Origin of the sequence: Paenibacillus sp. 11B (assembly GCF_030487755.1) — a bacterium.
In the GTDB taxonomy this organism is placed as follows: domain Bacteria; phylum Bacillota; class Bacilli; order Paenibacillales; family Paenibacillaceae; genus Paenibacillus; species Paenibacillus vandeheii.
Map to the genome: position 1 here is coordinate 34,571 of NZ_JAUKNS010000004.1, position 21,726 is coordinate 56,296.

The 21,726-nt window shown below is 48.0% G+C and carries 17 protein-coding genes and 1 pseudogene; 3 read left to right on the top strand and 15 right to left on the bottom strand.

The features are described 5' to 3' along the window. Nucleotides 1-43: 43 nt before the first annotated feature. From Q0V21_RS17030 to xylA, 10 genes and pseudogenes are all read right to left on the bottom strand, one after another. Nucleotides 44-2,440, bottom strand: coding sequence for a YcdB/YcdC domain-containing protein (locus Q0V21_RS17030; protein WP_301879823.1), 2,397 nt, complete (start codon nucleotides 2,438-2,440; stop codon nucleotides 44-46). Between the two features lie 203 nt (nucleotides 2,441-2,643). Further along, the gene (locus tag Q0V21_RS17035) at nucleotides 2,644-3,594 is read right to left on the bottom strand and encodes an alpha/beta hydrolase (protein WP_301879824.1); all 951 of its coding nucleotides are present in this window, start codon (nucleotides 3,592-3,594) and stop codon (nucleotides 2,644-2,646) included. 162 nt (nucleotides 3,595-3,756) lie between these two features. Continuing rightward, nucleotides 3,757-4,389 (bottom strand): bifunctional 4-hydroxy-2-oxoglutarate aldolase/2-dehydro-3-deoxy-phosphogluconate aldolase, encoded by a 633-nt coding sequence (locus Q0V21_RS17040; RefSeq protein ID WP_079350077.1) that lies wholly within the window; start codon nucleotides 4,387-4,389, stop codon nucleotides 3,757-3,759. 133 nt (nucleotides 4,390-4,522) lie between these two features. After that, nucleotides 4,523-5,692, bottom strand: coding sequence for an MFS transporter (locus tag Q0V21_RS17045; RefSeq protein WP_301879825.1), 1,170 nt, complete (start codon nucleotides 5,690-5,692; stop codon nucleotides 4,523-4,525). 116 nt (nucleotides 5,693-5,808) lie between these two features. Next, complete coding sequence (locus Q0V21_RS17050) at nucleotides 5,809-6,210, bottom strand: Rrf2 family transcriptional regulator (protein WP_301879826.1); 402 nt, start codon at nucleotides 6,208-6,210, stop codon at nucleotides 5,809-5,811. Between the two features lie 185 nt (nucleotides 6,211-6,395). Continuing rightward, the gene (locus Q0V21_RS32865) at nucleotides 6,396-7,466 is read right to left on the bottom strand and encodes a glycosyltransferase (protein WP_367620544.1); all 1,071 of its coding nucleotides are present in this window, start codon (nucleotides 7,464-7,466) and stop codon (nucleotides 6,396-6,398) included. Between the two features lie 423 nt (nucleotides 7,467-7,889). Continuing rightward, nucleotides 7,890-8,456 (bottom strand): annotated as a pseudogene (locus Q0V21_RS32870) (hypothetical protein); the annotation flags it as partial. Further along, entirely contained in the window at nucleotides 8,380-9,096 is a 717-nt protein-coding gene (locus Q0V21_RS17060) for a glycosyltransferase family 2 protein (protein WP_301879828.1), read from the bottom strand. The gene Q0V21_RS17060 and the pseudogene Q0V21_RS32870, both read right to left, overlap by 77 nt. Before the next feature lie 309 nt (nucleotides 9,097-9,405). Further along, nucleotides 9,406-10,899, bottom strand: a complete 1,494-nt coding sequence (gene xylB, locus Q0V21_RS17065) for a xylulokinase (RefSeq protein ID WP_301879829.1) — start codon at nucleotides 10,897-10,899, stop codon at nucleotides 9,406-9,408. A gap of 424 nt (nucleotides 10,900-11,323) precedes the next feature. Continuing rightward, the gene (gene xylA / locus Q0V21_RS17070) at nucleotides 11,324-12,640 is read right to left on the bottom strand and encodes a xylose isomerase (RefSeq protein ID WP_024631388.1); all 1,317 of its coding nucleotides are present in this window, start codon (nucleotides 12,638-12,640) and stop codon (nucleotides 11,324-11,326) included. Between the two features lie 200 nt (nucleotides 12,641-12,840). On the opposite strand from xylA, the gene Q0V21_RS17075 reads away from it, so the two are divergent. Both Q0V21_RS17075 and Q0V21_RS17080 read left to right on the top strand, forming a co-directional pair. After that, nucleotides 12,841-14,007: an ROK family transcriptional regulator gene (locus Q0V21_RS17075; RefSeq protein ID WP_079350102.1), complete on the top strand. Its 1,167-nt coding sequence runs from the start codon at nucleotides 12,841-12,843 to the stop codon at nucleotides 14,005-14,007. A gap of 145 nt (nucleotides 14,008-14,152) precedes the next feature. After that, a complete protein-coding gene (locus tag Q0V21_RS17080) occupies nucleotides 14,153-14,350 on the top strand; it encodes a hypothetical protein (RefSeq protein WP_053779005.1) in 198 nt (65 codons plus the stop codon). A 268-nt stretch (nucleotides 14,351-14,618) separates the two neighbouring features. Here the strand turns inward: Q0V21_RS17080 and Q0V21_RS17085 are convergent, their stop codons facing one another. Next, the gene (locus Q0V21_RS17085) at nucleotides 14,619-14,849 is read right to left on the bottom strand and encodes a glutaredoxin family protein (RefSeq protein ID WP_024631391.1); all 231 of its coding nucleotides are present in this window, start codon (nucleotides 14,847-14,849) and stop codon (nucleotides 14,619-14,621) included. Between the two features lie 59 nt (nucleotides 14,850-14,908). Then, on the bottom strand, nucleotides 14,909-15,850 hold the full coding sequence (gene trxB / locus Q0V21_RS17090; protein WP_301879830.1) for a thioredoxin-disulfide reductase: 942 nt from the start codon (nucleotides 15,848-15,850) through the stop codon (nucleotides 14,909-14,911). Between the two features lie 253 nt (nucleotides 15,851-16,103). On the opposite strand from trxB, the gene Q0V21_RS17095 reads away from it, so the two are divergent. Then, nucleotides 16,104-16,835 (top strand): ZIP family metal transporter, encoded by a 732-nt coding sequence (locus Q0V21_RS17095; RefSeq protein WP_053779008.1) that lies wholly within the window; start codon nucleotides 16,104-16,106, stop codon nucleotides 16,833-16,835. Nucleotides 16,836-16,983: 148 nt separating this feature from the next. Here Q0V21_RS17095 and Q0V21_RS17100 read toward each other — a convergent pair whose 3' ends face one another. From Q0V21_RS17100 to Q0V21_RS17110, 3 genes are all read right to left on the bottom strand, one after another. Then, complete coding sequence (locus tag Q0V21_RS17100; protein ID WP_079350083.1) at nucleotides 16,984-17,799, bottom strand: alpha/beta fold hydrolase; 816 nt, start codon at nucleotides 17,797-17,799, stop codon at nucleotides 16,984-16,986. Between the two features lie 242 nt (nucleotides 17,800-18,041). Further along, nucleotides 18,042-20,054, bottom strand: coding sequence for a heavy metal translocating P-type ATPase (locus tag Q0V21_RS17105; RefSeq protein ID WP_079350084.1), 2,013 nt, complete (start codon nucleotides 20,052-20,054; stop codon nucleotides 18,042-18,044). A gap of 338 nt (nucleotides 20,055-20,392) precedes the next feature. Beyond that, complete coding sequence (locus tag Q0V21_RS17110) at nucleotides 20,393-21,700, bottom strand: homocysteine synthase (protein WP_079350085.1); 1,308 nt, start codon at nucleotides 21,698-21,700, stop codon at nucleotides 20,393-20,395. Between the last annotated feature and the right edge of the window lie 26 nt (nucleotides 21,701-21,726).

Below are 21,726 nucleotides of genomic sequence, written 5' to 3' on the forward strand. Positions count from 1 at the left end.
CATATGACGCTTCCGGGTATTTATGCAACAAAACAAACTCTGCTCAATATAAGCGATTGCCGCTCATAAAGGTATCCGTCTTGCCCTGAAGCTTGGCCAGACGTTCCAATACCTGCGCCGCTTCCGCAACCGTCACTTTACGTGCAGGCATGAAGCGACCTTCAATTGAAGGCAGTAATCCCAGCTTGATGCTAAGAGAGACAGCGCCTTTGTTGTTGACTGCATTGGCATCTGCCAGGTTGGGAAGGTCCGATGGCAATGTGTAGAATCCAGCTAATTTCTCATAGCGCAAAATGCGCACGAGCAATACTGCCAACTCTTCACGAGTCATCTCTTCTTCAGGATTTAGCTTCGTTTCAGGGTCGGCACCCGCTAACCATCGCTGATCGATCAATGTCCGCACAGCTTGGTAATAAGGGCTCTCCGGAGTGATGTCAGCATATAGATTGCCACTCCCGTTACCACTGTAGTACATATCCATATTCGGATTAACTGCTCTTGCCAGATAGGTAAACCAGTCTCCCTTGGTGATGACCCGATCCGGGAATACACGTCCCTGTTCATCTGCAAGAATTACGGCATGTTGGGTCATGTTCCGAAGTGCAGCCTCCGCTACATGACCGGAAATATCACTAGGTTCAACATTCGCTGCGACACTTCCTGTACCGTATAAGAACTTCCATTCTCCAGTGTTAGCATCAAGTACTTCATAGCTGGCGGTAACCGAATTTTCATTTCGTGTAGGCTGGTAAACCAGGTTTACGCCCGAGGGAACGACCTGTCCGCTACTCATCGCATAACCTCCGTAGCGTGAATAAGCCAGTATCAACTTAAATGCTTCCAGATATGTCGATTTTGCCTTCTCATAACTGATGGCTGGTTCGGTGTCTCTAGGCAATTGTTCAGGCGTTGCAGCAATCCTTGTATAAAATTCGTTAATGGCCCCATCCTTCAGGACCTGTACCTGTACTGTATCATCCATAACTGCAATTCCGTTCATATAGCGCTGGAACATAAATGTACGTGCACCTTCAAATTCAAGCACGCTGGACAACCGGAATTCTTCCGATGCATTGGGAACCAGTGCAATCACCTTATTGATGGCAAGCTTCTCGGCTTGTGTCCGGGTTACGGACTTAGTCTCATTCTCATCCGCTGGTTTCTCCTGCGCAGCACCCGGCTCCACCCGTTGATACAAGCTGTAACTATAAATCTGTCCAGTAAGCGCATCTACCTGTGCTGAAATATCTCGCATGAACATGTAGGATACATTCGCATTTCGATTGCTCCAGCTCAGGCTCCAGACTTGATTGTTTGGACTCCCATACTCGCCTTTGCTTAACTGACTATGCTCCAACTTGTAGCCTTTTGGAATATCGAAATTCTTTTTAATGATGTTCTCGGCCTGTTGTGCGTTTAACTTCTGGCCTTTCGCCGCGACAAAAGGAGCTATACTTCCTTTTAAAGATTTATTCAGTTGTATAGAATCGTCACCGATAGCTTTTCCAGTCATTGCGTTAATCGGCTCCAGAGTATTGGCCTCCAGCGGAACCATGCTGGAATTCTTCGGCATATAACCAAGATAGTACTGTTGTCCTTTAAACGAAGATAGACGATCATTCGAGATATAAGCAAGCTGTACATCAAACTGCTCCTCAAATCGTTGTCTGGCCTTTTCTTCCGATGCTGCCGACTTCGATGAAGGATATTCAGCTTCAGTTGTACTTCTTGAATAGCCTGTCACTAGGCCACTTTCATCCACACTTATGTAGATCGTCTCTGCCTCAGACAACAACCCTTCGTGCTTGAGTTGGTAACCGTAGCGATACTCCGTTCTGCCGAACAAAGATTGCTGTGCAGTGGATTGATACTGATCTCCGAGAGAAGCATAATCATTTTCTTTCAATCCGGGAATGGCTTTGTACAGTAATGCTTCTGCCTGCTTCTCAGCCTCGTCTTTGGTCAATTTGACTTCAGAATCTGCTGATTGCTTATCCAGTAATTCAGACGGCAAATGTACACTTAACACTTCCCCTGTGCCCGCATGTACCGTTGCGCTGAATCCCATCGTATGGTTTCCTTCGACGATTTGAAATCCGATATCCCACGCCTTGTAATCCGGTGGTGGAAAAGAGTTCGGTGAATCAAATCGTGCGGATGAGATCGTCGCCTTTTTTAGCAATGGAAATAATTTCAGTATATTCTCGCTGGCTTGTTTGGAGGAGATTTTGGCTCCTTCAGGCACCTCGTTGTCTGTTACTCCAAGTGGTTGTTCCGTTTCCCCCGCAGCGGATTCTGTTACCCGTTCCGCTGTCGCTGCCGACGCGCTGCCTGCAAACCCTGGTGTCTGTGATGCCAGAAGCAATGTTGCCATGGCCGCTGTAGCCGCTTTGGCTGTGAACATTTTGAATCGTCCATTAAAATTCCAATCAAAACTCAAATCTGGACCTCTCCCTTCAATTTCATACAAGGATGCATGCAAAATAAACCTCGCATGAATATTGCCAGTCTATTCTATGATACCATAAGCTTCCTTTTTAATCGTCATTTTCCCAACAATTTTACAAATGTGAATTTCTGCATATTGTATAGAAAAAGCAAAAAACGCCAACCAGGTTGGCGTTTCAACGATCAGCCGGAGCATTAAGTAGGCTGAATTTTCTCTATATTGACGTTCGGTAGAACAGATTCGTTGGACTGAGCCTGCACCTGTACATGATTTTTCAAAAACGGAATCACCGTATTCCAGAACGCAGGATCTTCTTCTGAACAGCTGTGCCCTCCGCTATTGACCCATAGATGCTCTACGGGCGGATCCGCTTTGGACATAAAATATTCAAGTTCGCTTGGTGGAATAAAGTTATCCCCTTTGGAATGTACCATAAGCATCGGCAGCTGCATACCCTTGCGCCGTTCATTCAGCAGCATCACGGGATCGCGCTGGCGATACGTTTTCAGAGATTCACCAAGCCGCCAGAACCAGATTCGCGGAATCAACTGCGCCAACGGAAACAGAGGCAGGCGTCGCCGTCTCAGCTCCGCACTGACGATAACCTCGAATTGGGATGGCATGGAGTCTGTAATCACTGCGGATACAGGAATGCCCTCCGTCACAGCAAGGATCGTCCCTAGACCGCCCAAGGAGTGTCCAAGCACACCGATCGCCGCAGAATCAATTTCCGGCCGTGACGATGTATATCGCAAGGCTGACAGCAGATCGTCGCGGAACAGGTAGGCTGAAGCCGCTTTAACCGGATCGCTGGCTCCATGGCTTCGAACATCGTACATAAAGAGAGCGTAACCTGCTTCCCAAATGGGACGTGCATAACGGAGGACACGTGATCGGTTGGAGCCCCATCCATGTGCAATAATAACCAGCGGCCAAGGCTTCGGGACATGAGCTCCAGCCGGAATGAACCAGCCATGAACTCTCCCGCCACCACTTTCAAAGGTTATATCCTCAAATGGCATGGGCGGTGTGAGCGTAATCGGAATCTTTTTGGGGGTCTGACTATTTACGGCTGCCTTCCATAAACCACCCGCAGTTACCGCGGCAACAGCAATCATCCCGCCAATCATCGTTTTAGCTTTCACTGGTGTCACTCCTCTCCGTTTTTCTGGCTAACTCCATCATACGGCATCAAGATCAACAGGACGTTAATCCACATCACTTCTTATATTATCTATGGATACAGAATCTCTCCTTACATATATCCCGATGTGTCTGGTCCACTTCCGTTCGGTTGGTATTCTGGTTCAACCTTCGATTTTCGCTATGTCCACAAATGCACGTGTGCAAGCAGCAATCTGCTCATCATTCCCTGCTGCAAGAGCTTCTCGTGGCAGAAGTGCACTTCCAAGGCCCACTGCTGCGGCACCCGCAGCATAATAATCTGCAATGTTATCCAGAGTGGCTCCTCCTGTTGCAAGCAGCGGAATATGATTCAGTGGGGCTTTGATTTCACGTAGATATGGAATGCCCAGACTCGCCATGGGGAACAACTTCACCACTCTGGCTCCTGCTTCATATGCAGCAACAATCTCCGTTGGCGTCATTGCCCCGGGCCAGATCTCCACTCCATGTTCTACAGCATATTCAATAACTGACAGATCGACATTCGGAGACACGAGAAATTGGGCACCCGCTGCAACGGCTTCTTTCGCCATCTGCACATTCAGTACCGTACCTGCTCCAATATAAGCCTTACCCTCATGTCGTACGCGCCAGTCTGCAATAATATCGTGTGCACCGGCTGTGTTTAGCGTCACTTCCATCAGACGGATTCCCCCATCTGTCATCCCCTGCCCTGCTGCCTGAGCAGATTCCCTGCTAATACCACGAACAATGGCTACCAGTCTCGATTCTAATAATACTTCCGTCAGATTCATGCCAACTTCCCCTTGTTTCATAGATTCGGCAGCCGAAGACAAGTATTCGTTATCACCGCTTTTCCGTTAGTCACTATTGTAAAGCATATCGTCCCCTGGATGTAATCATTTGATCCAATATTCACCCCACCCTTTATAGAGACATTGAGTTTGAACTTGGCTTTGTAGTCAACGTGAAGGAAACAAGGGCAATCGCCAGTGCCAGCAGCAAGACCACACCGCCAATCCACCCCAAATTCTGAACGGAATTATATTTCACAATCACACCTCCCAATCCGGCACCAAGAGTCATACCTATGTTCATTACTGCCGTATTGTAACTCAGGACTGTTTCAGAAGACTGCGGTCTCAATGTAATCAAATAAAACTGATTCGCAGGAGTTGTGATCCAGGCAGCGGTGCCCCAAATCATAATGGTCAGAAGAACACCTATGGTGGAGCCTGCTGTGATTGGTAAAATAAAGAGGGCGCCAGCGTGAATAATCAAACTGATTGGAATCGTGCGAACAGGTCCCCATCTATCTACCGCATAACCACCAAGACGAGAACCTATGAATGCAAATACACCCAATACGAGTAACGCGGTACTAATCATCTCAATCGAAAAATCGGCTACCGAACTTAAAAGTGGAGCGATATAGGCAAATACCAAGGTGTAGCCCAGAATCCAGAATACAGTCGTTAATAATCCGGTTATCACCTTTTTATCTTTGATAATCAATAGTTGTTGCTTCAGCGAGAGAGGCGGGTTGCCCTCCATTTGTGGAATAAATCGATACAACAGCATGAAATTAATAAATGCGATGATTGCAATCATGATATAAACATAGTGCCAATCCATATAGGCAGCAATGAAAGTGCCGATCGGCACACCCAATACCAATGATACGGTAAATCCTGTAATGACGGTTGCAATGGCGCTACCCTGCTTACCTGGAGGGGCCAGCCTTGCGGCATAGTTCGTGGCTATGACAAAATACAGACCACCACTCGTAGCCAATACGATGCGAGAGAACATAAGCATGCCGAAGTTCAGACTAAAGAATGCAATGATATTGCCCACGATAAATATGAGCAGCGAATAGAGAAGCACTTTTTTACGTTGAAATTTGGAAGTCAGCATGACCAGCGCCCATGCTCCTAAGGCATGAGATAACGCATATGCGGTGACCAATTGTCCCGCTAAGGAGATGGATACCTGCAGATCACGGGCGATGATATCCAGGACGCCAGAGACGACAAATTCGGCTGTACCTACAACAAAAGCTCCTAATGCCAATAAATAAATGATGAATGAATTCATTTCAGTCTCCTTAATTTATAAAGTGTAGAGTGCAAATCTTCCGGTTACACTCGTAAGCAATATTTATTCAAAGATATAAAAGACAAATTATATCTATTATATGTACAAAAAAATATTCATTGCACCATTGATATTTTACTGGCAATAGAAGATAATTTCTGATTTTTAAGCACTTCTTCCATCTGCCCTTCCGCAAGAATCATCGTTTCCTGAATCAAACATCCCTGTTTATGATGGCGACAGCAATCAAATAAAGATGTTTTACCCTCAATGGCCTGTATGATGTCCAAAAACGTAAGTTCCTCCCACTTTTCCTGAAGTGTGTATCCGCCATGGGCACCAGATGAAGAATGAATCATGCCCTCCTTTGTCAATATCGTTAAAATTTTGGACAGATAGGTAGGTGAAACGTTCTGCCACTTTGCAAGCTGCTGCACACCCGCTGGTTTATCTGATTTGGATGCCGCGAGAAAAAGCATCGTGTGCAGGGCGTAGTTGGTAGCTTTAGTATATTTCATGTGATTTCCTCCTCTATAATAGACTTAATATATCTACAATAACCCCTATAGTCCTAAGACGTCAATAACCTCCTTTTATGAAAGTGGCACTTTGCGTCCACCTCTTCTTCATAAAAGGAGGTTATCGTCATATTTAACTGTATTACTAATGCCTATACCTACGCTGCCACACATATATACATGCTCTATGCATTTTCCAGAATACTGTCCTTCTCCAGGTCCTTAAAGTAACGTTCATTATACAGCATACTCGGATGTGTGGGATGGTACGTCAAAGCAATATCATTATGCTCCTTCGCTTTTGCCCGATTGCCCATCCGGTCATAACACACACACATTTGTAAATGCGGCATCCATGTCCAAGCAGCTTCGTTCAATACGACCATCGGATCCGTCGGGCGTATGGCGCGGGTCGCCTGTTCATACCAGTATAAAGCTTTGCGATAATCCGTACGGTCGGCAAAATATCCACCCAATCGGCAGCAAATCTCTGCCCTCGGCAAATCAAAGGCAAAGGATCTCAGCAATGCGGAGACTTCCTTTTCCGAATGTTCAAGTGCTGCCTCGCAATCCGCTATCTTCTGGCATGCTGCAATCTGATCCTCCACCCATCCCAGCCCGGTGTCCAGGAATTTCACGTAGTAGTTCACTGCATCCTCAAAATGCCCGTGGTCTTTCAGTTCATTGCCAAAATAATATAAGTCACGCGGGGAGAATTCCTCCCCTGCTTGTTCGCGTTTGCGATAAATCTTTAGATTGCGATCCGTGTATTCCTTATCCTTCTTATGCGTGACTGCCACATCACTATGCAGCAGATGACCGGCCACTTCCAGATATTCATGTACTGCACCAATCCAGCGATAATTCCGATCCCGGCGCACCAGTCTGTTCCGTCGCAGACTGTATGCCACCTTACCCTCCGCCGTAAAGGACAGATGATAATCCATCGTGACACTGTCCACAGCAGGGTCCAGGGAACGCTTCAGTTCAATGAGCTTCACCCGGTCGTCCGGTTCAAACACATCATCTGCATCCAGCCATAATATATATTCACTTGTTGCCTGTTCAAAGGCAAAGTTCCTTGCCGCCGCAAAATCATCCACCCATTCAAAATCGATGATGCGTTCCGTATAACGAGCTGCAATCTGGCGTGTCTGGTCCGTGGAACCTGTATCCACGATCACAATCTCGTCAGCGATTCCGTTAACCGAGTCCAGACATCTGGCAAGGGAGGCCTCTTCATTTTTGACAATCATACACAGCGAAATACTGATCGATTCCTCACCACGTATAGCTCTGCGATTAAAAGCAGCTACCCCTGACAATTCCGATAGTCGGTAGATATGGTAGGCGGGAAAATGGGTATCCACGTATAAACGGAAGCCCAGTGCCTGAGCACGAATGCAAAAATGACGATCTTCACCCCAGAAAGATACGTTGGGAATCTGGTCATAGGAAACCCCGGCCTCCAGAACGTTCCTGCGAATAAGGGTGCACGCGCCAAGTCCCCCCACTTCATAACAACCCGGGGTACGCAATTGCCTCAGAAACGTATCGGTTTGTGTATTCTCGTCCTCAACTTCCGCTCCTGTAACCGGGTTGCCTCTCTTGCGGAATAGCGCGTACTCGTCCTGCAACCAGACTTGCGGCATTTCCCTTGTTCCCGGCTGCCATCGTGTCCAAAAAATATTGGAGACAATCTCCTTCCCGCTGGATACGAGTTGTTCCAATGTCCGAGGGTGCAGTACGAGATCGGAATCAATCAGGAATACAGCATCGTACTGATGATCACGGGCATAGGCCAATATACGATTTTTCAAACCTGCTACCCGCCAGATCTGTTCGTCCCGCCAATAATGCCCACCCTCGTCCTTGTTGTATATTCCTTTTCCCTGGTTGGCATCCGTTTCCTTCACATCTGCATCGATAAGAATCCCTTCATGCTGGAGTACAAACTCACGGAGCATATTGGATGCTGCTTCCTCTTCATTGTCGTTCACAAACAGATAGTCTGTCGTTACCGTCGTTCGCTCAAGCGATTCTAGGGACTGAAGATATTCACGGAGTACCCCAGCCGTCTGCCGAACAGGACTTGCGATAAGAATCTTTTCCTTTGGCTCTTCTTTACCTTTTTCTTTTTCCTTCTTCAAATGGATTGTCCTCCTTCCCTTATTCCGACCATTGCAGGAGTCTTGGCTCTGTATCCAAAATAGATTCGTACTGTTCCTTCCAGCCATATCTCGCATCCGGGTCCAATGCCTGGTAACGCTCGTATTTACGAATTCGGTCCTCTGCACGTGCCCAGCCATAATGCTTCACCCGAGGGGAATGGCATCCATAGGCAAAATGCTGAATAGTTAGTGGAAAACGGCCGCAGTGCTGCGGAGTTTCCTTCCATTCATAGCTCCATTCCGGGCGATATCGGACCAGAAACGGCCGATAATACGCATGAGCCTGCCAATATTCGTCATCCCGGTAATGCGTCTCGCTCCACATATCAAACAACCTGAAATAAATGGCGTCCTCGGTCCCACCCAACAGTTGATTCCGAACAATGCCAAAATCGGTCGTCAGAATTTCGTCCGCGTCCAGGTTCAAAATCCATTCCGGTCCGGTAGCCACCGTGGTCTCCCACTGCTGCTTGCGTAAACTCACCTCATCTGCAAACAGAGAAGCCGGGTTCACAATCAACGTAAGGGGAATACCCGCTAGCATTTCCTGGCATAAAGCAACGGTATTGTCCGTACTGCCGTCATCAATAATCACCGCACGATCAATCCACGGCCGGTGAGTCTCCAACGCCTGTCTGAGATACCTGTGTTCCTCATTGCGGACAATCATGGACAAGGTGACATGCGGCCTCGTGGTTCCTTCGCAATCTTCCAAATCCCCACCTCCAGGCTGAGTCTGTCACGCGTTATAACTGATGTGATATGGCTGTTTAATTTGGCTGAACCCCTGTTAAGCTCAATATCTAATCTATGCGCGTCTGGAAGAGGGTTATGTCTGGCATGTAGACCTTTCATGACGTTTAAGAAACTTGAGCATATGATATGTGCCTCTTCACGAGCAACAACAAAAAAGGCACCCGCTTTGGCAGGTGCCTCCCTAATAAACTATTTCATTGGTTTAATATTTAATGATCTATTGAGATGTCAATCTGGTGAGATGTCGATCTGGAAAAAGTCTGAATAATCAACGATATGCTGCCAGTCGATCATTCAAGCTGCGTGTTTGCCCATATACACCCTGATACAATGCAAACAGTCCATCATATACGGCAACCGTTTCCGGATTTGGGGCATAGGATTTGGCTGGACGAATGAACGCCGCCGCACATTCCTGCAAGGATAGGAACCAGCCACAGCCATAAGCTGCCAGCATCGCCGCGCCCATTGCTGGTCCCTGCTCACTTTCCAATTTCACAATAGTTGCATTGAAAACATCGGCCTGCATTTGCAGCCAGGCTTCGTTTTTGGCGCCTCCACCAATGGAGATCACTTCATTTACTGTTTTGCCAGCATTACGCAAAATATCGATGGATTCACGCAGCGAGAACGTAATGCCCTCCATAACAGCACGTCCAAAATGCTCCAGCTTATGTCCGGCATCCATGCCGATAAAGCTGCCGCGAATGTTTGCATCTGGATGCGGCGTACGCTCACCAACAATATAAGGCGTGAACAGCAATCCGTTGCTTCCAGCAGGAATCGCATCAATGCCCTGCAAGAGTACATCAAATGATTTGTCCGCAGCAAATGTATCTTTGAACCAGGACAAGCTGTATCCAGCCGCAAGGGTTACCCCCATAATATAGAAGGCATCTTTCTCGCCGTGGTTAAAAAAGTGCACTTTGCCTTCGAAATCGAGATCCTTACGCTCTTCATAGGAAAGCACAACCCCGGACGTTCCGATGCTGCACATCGTCTGTCCTTCACTCAGAATGCCTGCGCCAATGGCTCCACATGCATTGTCCGCACCACCTGCAAATACTTTGGTTGCCGCTGCAAGTCCTGTTTGCTCCGCAATCTCAGGCAGCAATGTGCCCACTTCCTCAAATGACTCTACAAGACGTGGGCACAAGGATACCGGCAGTTCAAAAGCTTCCGCGATCTCTGTGCTCCACTGCTTGCCTGCAACGTCCAGCAGCAATGTGCCCGCTGCATCCGAATAATCCATGGCATAATCACCTGTCAGGCGATATCGCACATAGTCCTTCGGCAGCAGGAACAGGGCCGCTTGTTGCAGCAATTCCGGCTCGTTCTCCTGTATCCAGAGGATTTTGGGCAGTGTAAAACCTTCGAGTGCACGGTTGCGGGCAATGCTTAACAGTTTCCCGTCCAGCACCTTCTCAATGCGGCGGCACTGAGCCGTTGTCCGCGTATCGTTCCACAGAATGGCATTACGCAGCGGTTTACCCTCGGCGTCCACCAGTACCAATCCATGCATCTGCCCGGAGAAGCTCAGTCCTTCGATTTCCGAAGGATGTACACCGGACACTTCCAGCAATTTGCGTAGCGAAAGAATCGTCTGCTCTACCCAATCCTCGGGATTTTGTTCACTGTATCCAGCCTTGGGCTGGTACAACGGATAAGCCTCGGATGCTTCAAACGCTACTTTCCCTTCACGGTTAACCAGCACAGTTTTAACTGCGCTTGTTCCCAGATCGACACCAATTACGTAACTCATGAGTTAACTCCTCTCGTTTGTAACAGGATTATATAAATGAAACCTTGATGCTCATGTGGCCACTCCGTGATCAGAAAACCCTCGGATCGCCGTTACCCCCGGATTTCCTTTATACCCTTTAGCAAGGGAGAAATCCGGGGATAAATGCGCACGCTCCGCTTCCTCGGGTCCTTTCTGCTCACTCCGTTCTGCATGCAAATTATTCATTTATATCAAAAATTTAAAAACCGTTTAGTTTGTTTAATCAAAAAACCGTCCCCGCCTTCCCAGGGGAAAGTCGGGGACGGTCCGAATGTCATGCTTGTTCAGGCGTTCCGTGGTACAAGCTGGTCCCGCACAGTGCAGGCGAAGATCTGTTTCAGCCACACCCGAGTATTCTCAGGTAGGCTGATATCCCTTCATCCTGCATTTTGCTTGACTTCTATTAGTCAGCCAGGATGTATTGGTTGAGTTTCGCTCTCAGCAATTCCTGACGTCCGGATTGGTTTTTGCGTGGGCTTTCGTTGTTCAGCGCGTACTCTGCAAGGGAAGCCAGTGTTGCTTTACCCGCAACCACATCTGCACCGATACCTTCGCTGAAGCTGCTATAGCGTTTTTCGATGAAGTCATCGAACACGCGATCTTCAATCAATTTCGCTGCTACTTTCAGACCTTTAGCATACGTATCCATACCAGCGATGTGTGCCAGGAACAGATCGTCTGCTTCGAAGGAACCACGACGTACTTTGGCGTCGAAGTTCACACCACCACGGCCGATACCGCCGTTTTTCAATACTTCATACATAGTCAATGTAGCATCGTACATATCCACCGGGAACTCATCTGTATCCCAACCGATCAGCATGTCGCCTTGGTTGGCATCGAGGGAACCGAGCATGCCGTTTGTGCGGGCAACGCGGATCTCGTGATCGAAGGTGTGACCAGCCAGTGTAGCATGGTTAGCTTCCAGGTTCAGTTTGAAGTGTTTGTCCAAACCGTATTTTTGCAGGAATGCAATGGAAGTTGCTGCATCATAGTCATATTGGTGCTTGGTTGGCTCTTTCGGTTTAGGCTCGATCAGGAATTGTGCATCAAAGCCAATTTCCTTCGCGTAGTCTACTGCCATGTGGAACATGCGGGCAATGTTGTCTTGCTCCAGCTGCATGTCTGTGTTGAGCAATGTGTCATAACCTTCACGACCGCCCCAGAACACATAGTTTTCTGCGCCCAGACGTTTACCCACTTCCAGACCTTTCTTGATTTGCGCTGCAGCATGAGCGTACACGTCTGCGTTGCAAGTGGAAGCTGCACCAAACATAAAGCGCGGGTTGGAGAACATGTTCGCTGTGTTCCAGAGCAGTTTTTTGCCGCTGGATTTCATGTGACCTTCAATCAGGTCTACGATCGTATCAATGTTGCTGTAGAACTCACGCAGGCTGTTGCCTTCCGGTGCGATGTCCACATCGTGGAAACAGAAGAACGGGAGATTCATTTTTTCCAAAAATTCAAATGCCGCTTCCACGCGTACTTTCGCGAGGTCCAGACCGGAGTATTTATCCCAAGAACGAACAGCAGTTTCCGCACCAAACGGGTCACTACCACCCGCTGTTAATGTATGCCAGTAAGCCATGCCGAAACGGAAGTGCTCTTCCATTGATTTCCCAGCGACAACTTCTTCCGGATTATAATGTTTAAAAGCAAATGGATTCGTGGAATCTTTACCTTCAAATGCAATTTTATTAACGGATTCAAAATAGGCCATGTAGAATGCCTCCTCAATAGTTTTAAAAGTAATCGTTTACAACGTTATCCTATCACATCGGTTATACTTTGTCTATTGGTTAAACAAAGTAAAAATAAAAATGTTTTTTGCGCGTTTGTTTACGCTATAATAGTCGAATAGCTTGTTTACGGATAACGGGTCTGAACCCTTTTATAGAAGAATAGGAGTGCCTTATGGATATGAAAATTACCGGAGACCAGATGCTGGTCAAAAAAATAAACAAGTCGATCGTCCTGGATACGATTCGTCGTCATGCTCCCCTCTCCCGTGCTCGGGTATCCGAGATTACAGGACTGAATAAAGCCACGGTATCCAATCTGGTTGCTGATCTGATCAATGATGAGCTCTTGCAGGAGATTGGGCCTGGGGAATCCAGCGGTGGACGCAAACCTTTGATGCTGCTATTTCGGGGTACAGCGGGATATGCCGTAGGCTTGGAGCTCAGCGTGACCCACTTAAAGGGTGTGCTTACCGATCTGGAAGGTCATATTATCACAGAGTACGCCGTTAAGCTGGAACATCATGATGTGTCCTCTGTATTTGAACAGTTGAAGCTTGCCGCAGAACATCTGATATATGCGGCCCCTCCCTCCCCTCACGGCGTGATCGGCATGGGTATTGGAGTGCCGGGCATGGTGGACGAGGAAGGAACGGTGCTGTTTGCGCCCAACCTGGGGTGGGAGAAGGTCCCCCTGCGTGCCATGCTGGAAGATGCGTTCGAGCTCCCAGTGACAATCGATAATGAAGCCAATGCAGGTGCGCATGGAGAATTAAATTTTGGTGCAGGCATTGGAGTACGTCATCTGATTTATATCAGCGCAGGCATCGGGATTGGTTCAGGCATTATGGTGGATGGCGAGCTGTACAAAGGAGCCTGGGGATATGCGGGAGAAACAGGCCATATGTCCATTGAAGCAGAGGGCAGACCTTGCTCCTGTGGCAATCGTGGCTGCTGGGAGTTATATGCTTCGGAGAAAGCTTATGAGCACCCCGATCATCAGTTGATTTTGCCTGCACATACTACACGGGAATTGATTGATTATGCACAGCAAGGCCATGAAGATGTATTGAAGCTGTACCAAGAAATCGGTCGTAAACTAGGCGTGGGCATCACCAATATTGTCAACAGCTTCAACCCGGAGCGTATCATTATCGGTGGCCCTCTTTCTGAAGCAGGACCATGGATTGAAACGGCACTGAAACAAGTGGTGGAGGAGCGTACGTTGCCCTATCACCGCCGCAGTTTGCAGATTGAATGGGCAGCCCTGGGTAGTCAGTCCACGCGTGTTGGTGCCGCTTACTCAGCCATTTCCCAATTTTTAGGTAAAATAAGAGTTTCCGTCTAATAATCGATGAAAATTGACATCATTTTGCCCCATTTCCTCCCTTTTTGTTAAAGAAATCCAGAGGTATAATAGGGTTATGTGATTTTTGTCATCGCGGCATGAATGTCGCTATGTTAATTCCGATAACGAAACGGAGTGAAAATTCGTGACCTACGTGGATACTTCAGATATCTCGGCGCAAATGTTTGTCACCGTACTCCTGTTCCTGATCGTGCTTGCGCCGCTGTTCAGCCTTGGCATACTTCGATTGTTTCAGAGCAAAAAGAAGGCTGGTTTCATGTACATGCTGTCAGGCGTACTGGTGTATGTTGTATTTCAGACCTTTATGAGTATCTTTTTTTAGATAAAATAGGTATGGTTTTAATGTCAAATCCCTTTTTACATCCACAAAAGAGTTCATGAAACATGTGCTCTGTTGTAGCTGTGAAAGGGGTTTTTTCATCATACAGACGGGTTGAACTGCACTAGACCATTCAGTGTGATGAACTACCTAATTCAAATAAAAGAAGCCTCAGTCCTGAACTGGACCAAGGCTCCCCCAATATATATTCAAACGGCTCGCGCGAACCGGAATAGCTCCATGTGACTTGAACTTACCCTATAAGGGTAAATTAAGCGTCCAGCGCTTTGGCAAATTGGGTTTTGTTCATACCCAGAATGCGGTGTTCACCAATAACAGTCAGAGGCACGGCACGTACGCCCATATCCCATACTTGTTGGGCGAACTCGTCGCTTGTCTCGATGTTGCGCTCTTCATAAGAGATGCCTTTGTCAGCCAGGAAGCTTTTTACCGATTTGCAGTTTGGGCAGTTGGTTGATGTGTATACAATTACGTTTTCCATGTTTATTCACCTCATATTGTTTTTTATAGACTAATCTATTGATATATACAGCTCTTCCCTTACAGGACTACTGCGCTGTGCTCCAAGCTTTCAATATATTTCTCTGTATCCATCGCAGCCATACATCCACTACCTGCTGCTGTAATCGCTTGTTTGTAACGGGTATCCTGTACGTCACCACAAGCAAATACGCCTGGGATATTCGTCTCGGAGGTGCCCGGTGTAGTCAGAATATAACCGTGCTCATCGGTTGTGATCTGTCCGCCCAGGAATCCGGTGTTTGGTGTGTGACCAATCGCTACGAATACACCACTAGCCGGGATGATTTCTTCTTCACCTGTTTCGTTGTTCAATACTTTCAATCCAGTTACGCCGTTGTCGCAAGCCAGCACTTCAAGAGGGGTGCGGTTCAATGCCATCTCCACTTTCTCGTTGCTGCGTGCACGATCCTGCATGATTTTGGAACCACGCAATTCCTCACGACGGTGTACCAGGGTTACTTTGGAACCGAAACGGGACAGGAAGCTCGCTTCCTCCAGCGCGGAGTCGCCACCGCCAATAACGATGATTTCTTTGTTGCGGAAGAAGAATCCGTCACATGTCGCACAAGTGCTGACACCACGGCCCACATTCGTTTCTTCGCCAGGAATACCGAGGTATTTAGCAGAAGCGCCTGTAGACAGGATCAAGGTTTCCGATACAAGCTCACCCATACCTTCAACCTGAACCTTGAATGGACGCTCGCTCATATCGATGTTGTTTACCCAGCCTGTACGGAATTCTGCACCGAAGCGTTCTGCTTGTTTGCGCATATTGTCCATCAGTTCAGGACCCATGATGCCGTCAGGGAAACCTGGGAAGTTCTCCACTTCGGTTGTTGTTGTCAGTTGACCACCAGGTTGCGGTCCTTCAATAACGAGTGGATTCAAGTTAGCACGTGCCAGATAGATTGCTGCTGTCAGCCCTGCAGGGCCTGTTCCAATAATAATTGATTTATACATGTATAGTTCCTCCCCCGGGTTCTGCAAAAAGGTCAGGCTCTCCGGCATCAAAAGCAATTGCTTTTGCATACACTAGAACAAAAGCCTAGATCATGTCCACTTGACCTGCCTATTATGACAATTAACCTATGCAGAAACGGAATTCTAATTTATAATCATTCTAATCTGTTGTTCATTATGAGCGCTTTTATGTACGGTGTCAATGCTCGGCAGCGATTATGAAGAAGTCTTCATCAGGAGGGAAAATGGAAGCATGAACGATGCACTCATTGGCAGCTTTATCTCAGCCATGTCTACCGGCCTTGGGGCCATACCTATTCTATTTATGCGCAAAGTAACCCACCGTCTGCGTGATATTTTGCTTGCCTATGCAGCAGGCATCATGACCTCTGCCTCGGTGTACAATCTCATTCCGGAAGCGCTCGGGCAATCCAATCTGTTCGTACTAGCCCTCGGTATTATGCTCGGCAGCATGGTCCTGCTTGTGCTTGAGATGAAGATTCCACATGTGGATCTTGAAAATCCCGAGAAGATGCCTTTCAAAATTGAAGCCAAAGCCTTCATGATCATTGCAGCCATCACCATGCATAACCTGCCCGAAGGGCTATCGGTAGGTGTCAGCTACGCGAGCAGTGACGCAGGACTTGGCAATCTGATTGCCTTTTCCATTGGATTGCAGAATGCGCCTGAAGGATTCCTGGTTGCCCTCTTCCTTGTCAATCAGAACATTGGTCGCTTCAAGGCGCTCGGCATCGCCACGCTGACGGGTGCAGTTGAAATTGTTACAGCCATGATTGGTTACACACTCAGTAGTCTGGTATCCGGTCTGGTCCCTTATGGTCTTGCCTTTGCAGCGGGTGCAATGATGTTCATCGTGTACAAGGAACTGATTCCCGAAAGCCACGGCGATGGCAATGCGCGGGCGGCAACGGTTTCCTTTTTGCTCGGACTGATCACGATGATTGGCCTGACTGAACTTTTCTAATGAAGGGACAGCCCTCACATGAACACAACGATGGACGGCAAAAAAAACCTAAAAGGACAGCGGCTCGCTGAACTTCCAGGTTCTTTTTTTGTTCACAAATGAAGATTGAATGAAATCGTTGGAACGATCTGTAAAGATCGGTTGACCATTACAATCCGGATTTGATAAATCGAATCAATTCGGCATTGAATTTTTCCAATTCATCATAGAACGCCCCATGACCGCTCTCCTCAAAAGCAATCAATTGAGAACCGGCAATGCCCTTATGCATCTCTTCGGCGAACTCAAACGGACAGATCTCATCCTTTTTTCCGTGCAAAATGGCTGTTGGTACCTGAATCGAACTCAGATCCCCGCGCAAATCCTCATCCCGCAGGGCAATCGCGCTGTTAATCGTGCCGTAAGATGAGGCTTCCATGCCCAAAGCATGGAACCAATCCATGAACGACTGGCTGTGCTGCTTCGCGAAAAACATACCGCCAAACGTCTCCAGCAGCTTCGGACGATCTGCGAAGATCGGCTCGATAATCTGCTCGGTCAGCTGCGCCGGAGGCAATCCATACGGATAACCTTCGCGCTGTGTGAACACCGGTGCCGCCGCTGACAATAGCGCCAGCTTGGATACACCATGTCCCGCATGGCGGGCCATATAATGCACGGCAATCGCTCCACCCATGGAGAAGCCTGCAAGTACAGCATCCGTCAGTTGCAGGTCATCAATCACGGCACGAACATCGTCCGCCATGCGGTCATAATCATACCCTGTCGAAGGCTTATCCGATTTGCCGTAACCTCTGAAATCGATGGCAATCGCACGAATACCCTGATTCGGCAATACATTTAATTGATACTCGAACATTTTATAATTGACGGGCCAGCCGTGCAAAAAGATAACCGGTGTTCCTTCACCAATTTCTTCAACAAATATACTCACATTCGGTTCTACTTGTACGTAACGCCCCATATTGCACAGCTCCCTCATCGTCAAATCGTTACAGCGGCAAACGGCCAGTCTGTGCGATTAAAATTTTATATGGTTAATCTTCAATAGAATAAACGCTCTATAATTCTGTTCCATTCAGAACGCCCATCTAGAATCTTCTCTTTTGAATCATTACCCGTTGACTTGAGATTCAAACGCTGAATTAAGCTTCATTAATTGAGGAAGCACCGTCCCAGACGTAAACTTCTTCTTATCTCTTCTCATTAGCGCAGCAATCTCAACCCGTTCAGAATAACCAGAATTGTGCTGCCTTCATGGCCTACCACACCCAATGGCAATGCAACGTCCTGCAGGAAATTGCCCGCAATCAGCGCAAGAATAACCGTAATGGCAAAAAACATATTCTGCTTCACCGTCCGCTGTGCCCGTCGAGCCTGCCTGATCACCCAGGCGATCTCTTCAATATTGTCATTCATCAGCACCACATCCGCCACTTCCAGTGCCGTGCCACTACCCGATACACCCATGCCCATACCAACCGTTGCCGCCGCAAGTGCAGGCGCATCATTTACGCCATCCCCAACCATCAGCACTTGCCCATACTGTTCACGAAGCAAATGCACCTGTTTCACTTTACCTTCGGGCAGCAAACCTGCATATACCAAGCTCACGCCTGTTTCACGGGCGATCACTGCTGCTGATTCAGGGCGGTCGCCTGTCAACATCACTACTTTCACGCCCATGGCTTCCAGCCTCTTCACCGCGGCGGCCGCTTGTGGCCGAACTGTATCCCTCAACGCAATTAGTCCTGCCAATTCCCCGTTCGCTGTTACAACCGACACCGTTTTGCCTTCTCCCTCCAGACGGGAGCGAATATCCTTCCATACAGAAGCGTCTTTCACCGCTTGCTCGCCTAATCCATTCTGATTGTCGTTTCCGTATATCACATTCTCCGACCCCATTGAATCAATGACGTCCGTTTTGCCAATTTTCCAGAGAACACCGTCTACGTTTCCCTCAATTCCCCAGCCTGTCAGAGCCTGAACCTGTTCGGCAATCGGCAGTACGATGTCCTCTTTGGTCGCTTGTTCCACAATGGCACGAGCCAGCGGATGCATCGAAAGGTTCTCAATGGCGGCTATCGCACCTAGCAGCCGTGCCCGATCATAGCCCTCTGCGGTTACAATGTCTGTTACTTGTGGTGTGCCCATCGTCAACGTCCCCGTTTTATCAAAAGCAACCACCCGGGTCTGGGCCATGTTCTCCACATGAGCACCACCCTTGAACAGAATACCGCGACGCGCACTGCTGGACATGGCTGATAACATGACCGGCATTATGGAAGAGACCAGTGCACAAGGTGAAGCCACCACCAGAAAGACCATGGCTTTGTAAAATGCGTCATTCCATGTCCAGCCAAGCAATAACGGCATTCCCCCAATGACCAACAACGTTACAGCGACAACAATACGGGCGTATATCCCCTCGAATCGCTCAATAAAGCGTTGGGAATCTGGCACTTCCGTCTGCGCCTCTTCCACCAGTTTAATGATTTTGCCAAACAACGATCCTTCAGCGGATTTAGTTACCTCCACATACAGAGCACCTTCGCCGTTCACAGTACCTGCAAATACTTCGTCACCAGCGGCTTTATCCACCGGTAAGGATTCTCCTGTAATCGAGGCCTGATTGATAAAAGAGCTCCCACGAAACACCACGCCATCTGCCGGAACTAACTCGCCTGGTTTGACCAATAACAGATCGCCAGGCTGCAAATCTTCGATGGATACTAGATTCATGTTCCCATCCTCAATCCGCAGCGCTGTTTCCGGCTTGAGCGCCAGCAGCGAAGAAATATCCTTGTGACTGCGCTCCGTCGCATAACTTTCAAGGGCACCACTTAACGCGAAAATAAAGATCAGCATGGCACCTTCATTCCAGTAGCCAATGGCTGCCGCTCCGAGCGATGCTGCAATCATGAGCAGATTCACATCGAGGTCACGATCCTTGACCAATGTCTCTATACCTTCTTTGGCCTTGGTCCATCCACCTATCGCATAAGCAACAATATATAACACCACGGATACGGGGTCGGACCACGATGCTGTTGCCCACGCCATGAGCATCAAAAGCCCACTACCCAGAGCAGCTTGCATTTCCTTGTTGCGCAGCATGGCCCGAAAGTCCGGTTTGCGTCCCCGGCCCGGACCGGGTGTATTCGCTGAACGTTGTTCAGCTTTTGCTTTCGTTTGAACGGGTTGGTGTACTGCTTGCATATGAATCACAATCCTTTCTGAATATGGGGTTGTGGACTGCATTTTTAATGCAGCCATGTTCCCTGAATGTTGTCGTATTGAGAATGAGAGCCATTGTTAATGCCCTAAAAATGGCACATGCTGCTGCGGGAATCCCGCAGCAGCATGGCAATCAAATGAGAATGATAATCATTTTTGTACTTATGCAATTATTTTTACCCAATACAACTTTTGCTTTATTATATGCCTGTGCTTTGCATTTGTAAATGGGTATTCCCCACCTTCGGTATAAAATAAAAAAAGCCACTCGTCCATAAGGACAAGCGGCCCGTGTGAATTTAATTTATTAACGTTATGAATTAAACACTAACGCTTGATTGCTGACTTGCTTTAATGGCTTGCTCCAGATCGTAAATAATATCCTGAATATTCTCTGTACCCACAGATAAACGAATCAGCTCCGGATTAACGCCTGCTGCAGTCTGCTCATCTTCTGTCAGCTGTTGGTGCGTCGTACTTGCCGGGTGGATAATCAGTGACTTGGAGTCACCCACGTTAGCAAGGTGAGAGAGCAGTTTGACACTCTCAATTAATTTGCGACCCGCGTCAACGCCGCCTTTGATACCAAAGGTCAGAATGGCTCCCTGGCCTTTCGGCAAATACTTCTGTGCCAGCTCATAGGAAGGGTGACTTGGCAAACCAGCGTAGCTGACCCATTCCACATCCTCATGCTTCTCCAGATATTGCGCCACAGCCAGCGCGTTGCTGCTATGACGTTCTACACGCAGATGCAGAGTCTCCAGTCCTTGAATGAGCAACCATGAATTGAAAGGTGAGATCGTAGCACCAAAGTCACGCAGCAATTGCACACGAGCTTTGATAATATATGCAATTGGTCCAACGGCGTCCGTATACACCACGCCATGGTAGCTGGAATCCGGTTCTGTCAGTCCCGGGAACTTGCCACTCGCTTTCCAGTCGAATTTGCCGCTGTCCACAATAACACCACCAATGGATGTACCGTGACCGCCAATAAATTTGGTGGCCGAATGAACGACAATATCAGCTCCATGCTCGATTGGACGAAGCAGATATGGACTTGGGAATGTGTTGTCTACAATCAAAGGAATGCCATGTTCATGAGCAATAGCTGCCACGGCTTCAATGTCCAGTACGTTGCCTTGCGGATTACCGATCGTTTCCGCGTACAATGCTTTGGTCTTATCCGTAATCGCCGCCCGGAAATTTTCCGGATCGCTGGAATCTACAAACTTTACATCCAGGCCAAGTTTCGGTAGTGTGGTTGAGAACAGGTTGTACGTTCCCCCATACAGACTTGCTGCGGAAACAATCTCGTCTCCGGCACCTGCGATGTTTAAGAGGGAGAACGTAATCGCTGCCTGACCGGAAGCAGTAGCCAAAGCACCAGCGCCTCCCTCAAGCGCAGCAATACGTTGTTCGAACACATCCGTGGTCGGGTTCATCAGACGGGTATAGATGTTGCCAAACTCTTTCAATCCAAACAGATTGGCTGCATGCTCCGTATCACGGAATCCGTAGGATGTTGTTTGGTACAACGGTACAGCACGTGCATGGGTGGTCGGATCAATCTCCTGGCCTGCATGAATTGCCAATGTTTCAAATGAAAGCTCACGCTCGTTTGACATAAATCTGTTTCCTCCCTTAACTTATA

Excerpts from the sequence above, each read along its gene's own strand:
- Q0V21_RS17045 (WP_301879825.1), bottom strand. The coding sequence starts at position 5,692 with ATGAATTCATTCATCATTTATTTATTGGCATTAGGAGCTTTTGTTGTA.
- Q0V21_RS17095 (WP_053779008.1), top strand. The coding sequence starts at position 16,104 with ATGAACGATGCACTCATTGGCAGCTTTATCTCAGCCATGTCTACCGGC.
- Q0V21_RS17040 (WP_079350077.1), bottom strand. The coding sequence starts at position 4,389 with ATGAATCTGACGGAAGTATTATTAGAATCGAGACTGGTAGCCATTGTT.
- Q0V21_RS17105 (WP_079350084.1), bottom strand. The coding sequence starts at position 20,054 with ATGCAAGCAGTACACCAACCCGTTCAAACGAAAGCAAAAGCTGAACAA.
- Q0V21_RS32865 (WP_367620544.1), bottom strand. The coding sequence starts at position 7,466 with ATGATTGTCAAAAATGAAGAGGCCTCCCTTGCCAGATGTCTGGACTCG.
- Q0V21_RS17110 (WP_079350085.1), bottom strand. The coding sequence starts at position 21,700 with ATGTCAAACGAGCGTGAGCTTTCATTTGAAACATTGGCAATTCATGCA.
- trxB (WP_301879830.1), bottom strand. The coding sequence starts at position 15,850 with ATGTATAAATCAATTATTATTGGAACAGGCCCTGCAGGGCTGACAGCA.
- Q0V21_RS17050 (WP_301879826.1), bottom strand. The coding sequence starts at position 6,210 with ATGAAATATACTAAAGCTACCAACTACGCCCTGCACACGATGCTTTTT.
- xylA (WP_024631388.1), bottom strand. The coding sequence starts at position 12,640 with ATGGCCTATTTTGAATCCGTTAATAAAATTGCATTTGAAGGTAAAGAT.
- xylB (WP_301879829.1), bottom strand. The coding sequence starts at position 10,899 with ATGAGTTACGTAATTGGTGTCGATCTGGGAACAAGCGCAGTTAAAACT.
- Q0V21_RS17085 (WP_024631391.1), bottom strand. The coding sequence starts at position 14,849 with ATGGAAAACGTAATTGTATACACATCAACCAACTGCCCAAACTGCAAA.
- Q0V21_RS17100 (WP_079350083.1), bottom strand. The coding sequence starts at position 17,799 with ATGGGGCGTTACGTACAAGTAGAACCGAATGTGAGTATATTTGTTGAA.
- Q0V21_RS17075 (WP_079350102.1), top strand. The coding sequence starts at position 12,841 with ATGAAAATTACCGGAGACCAGATGCTGGTCAAAAAAATAAACAAGTCG.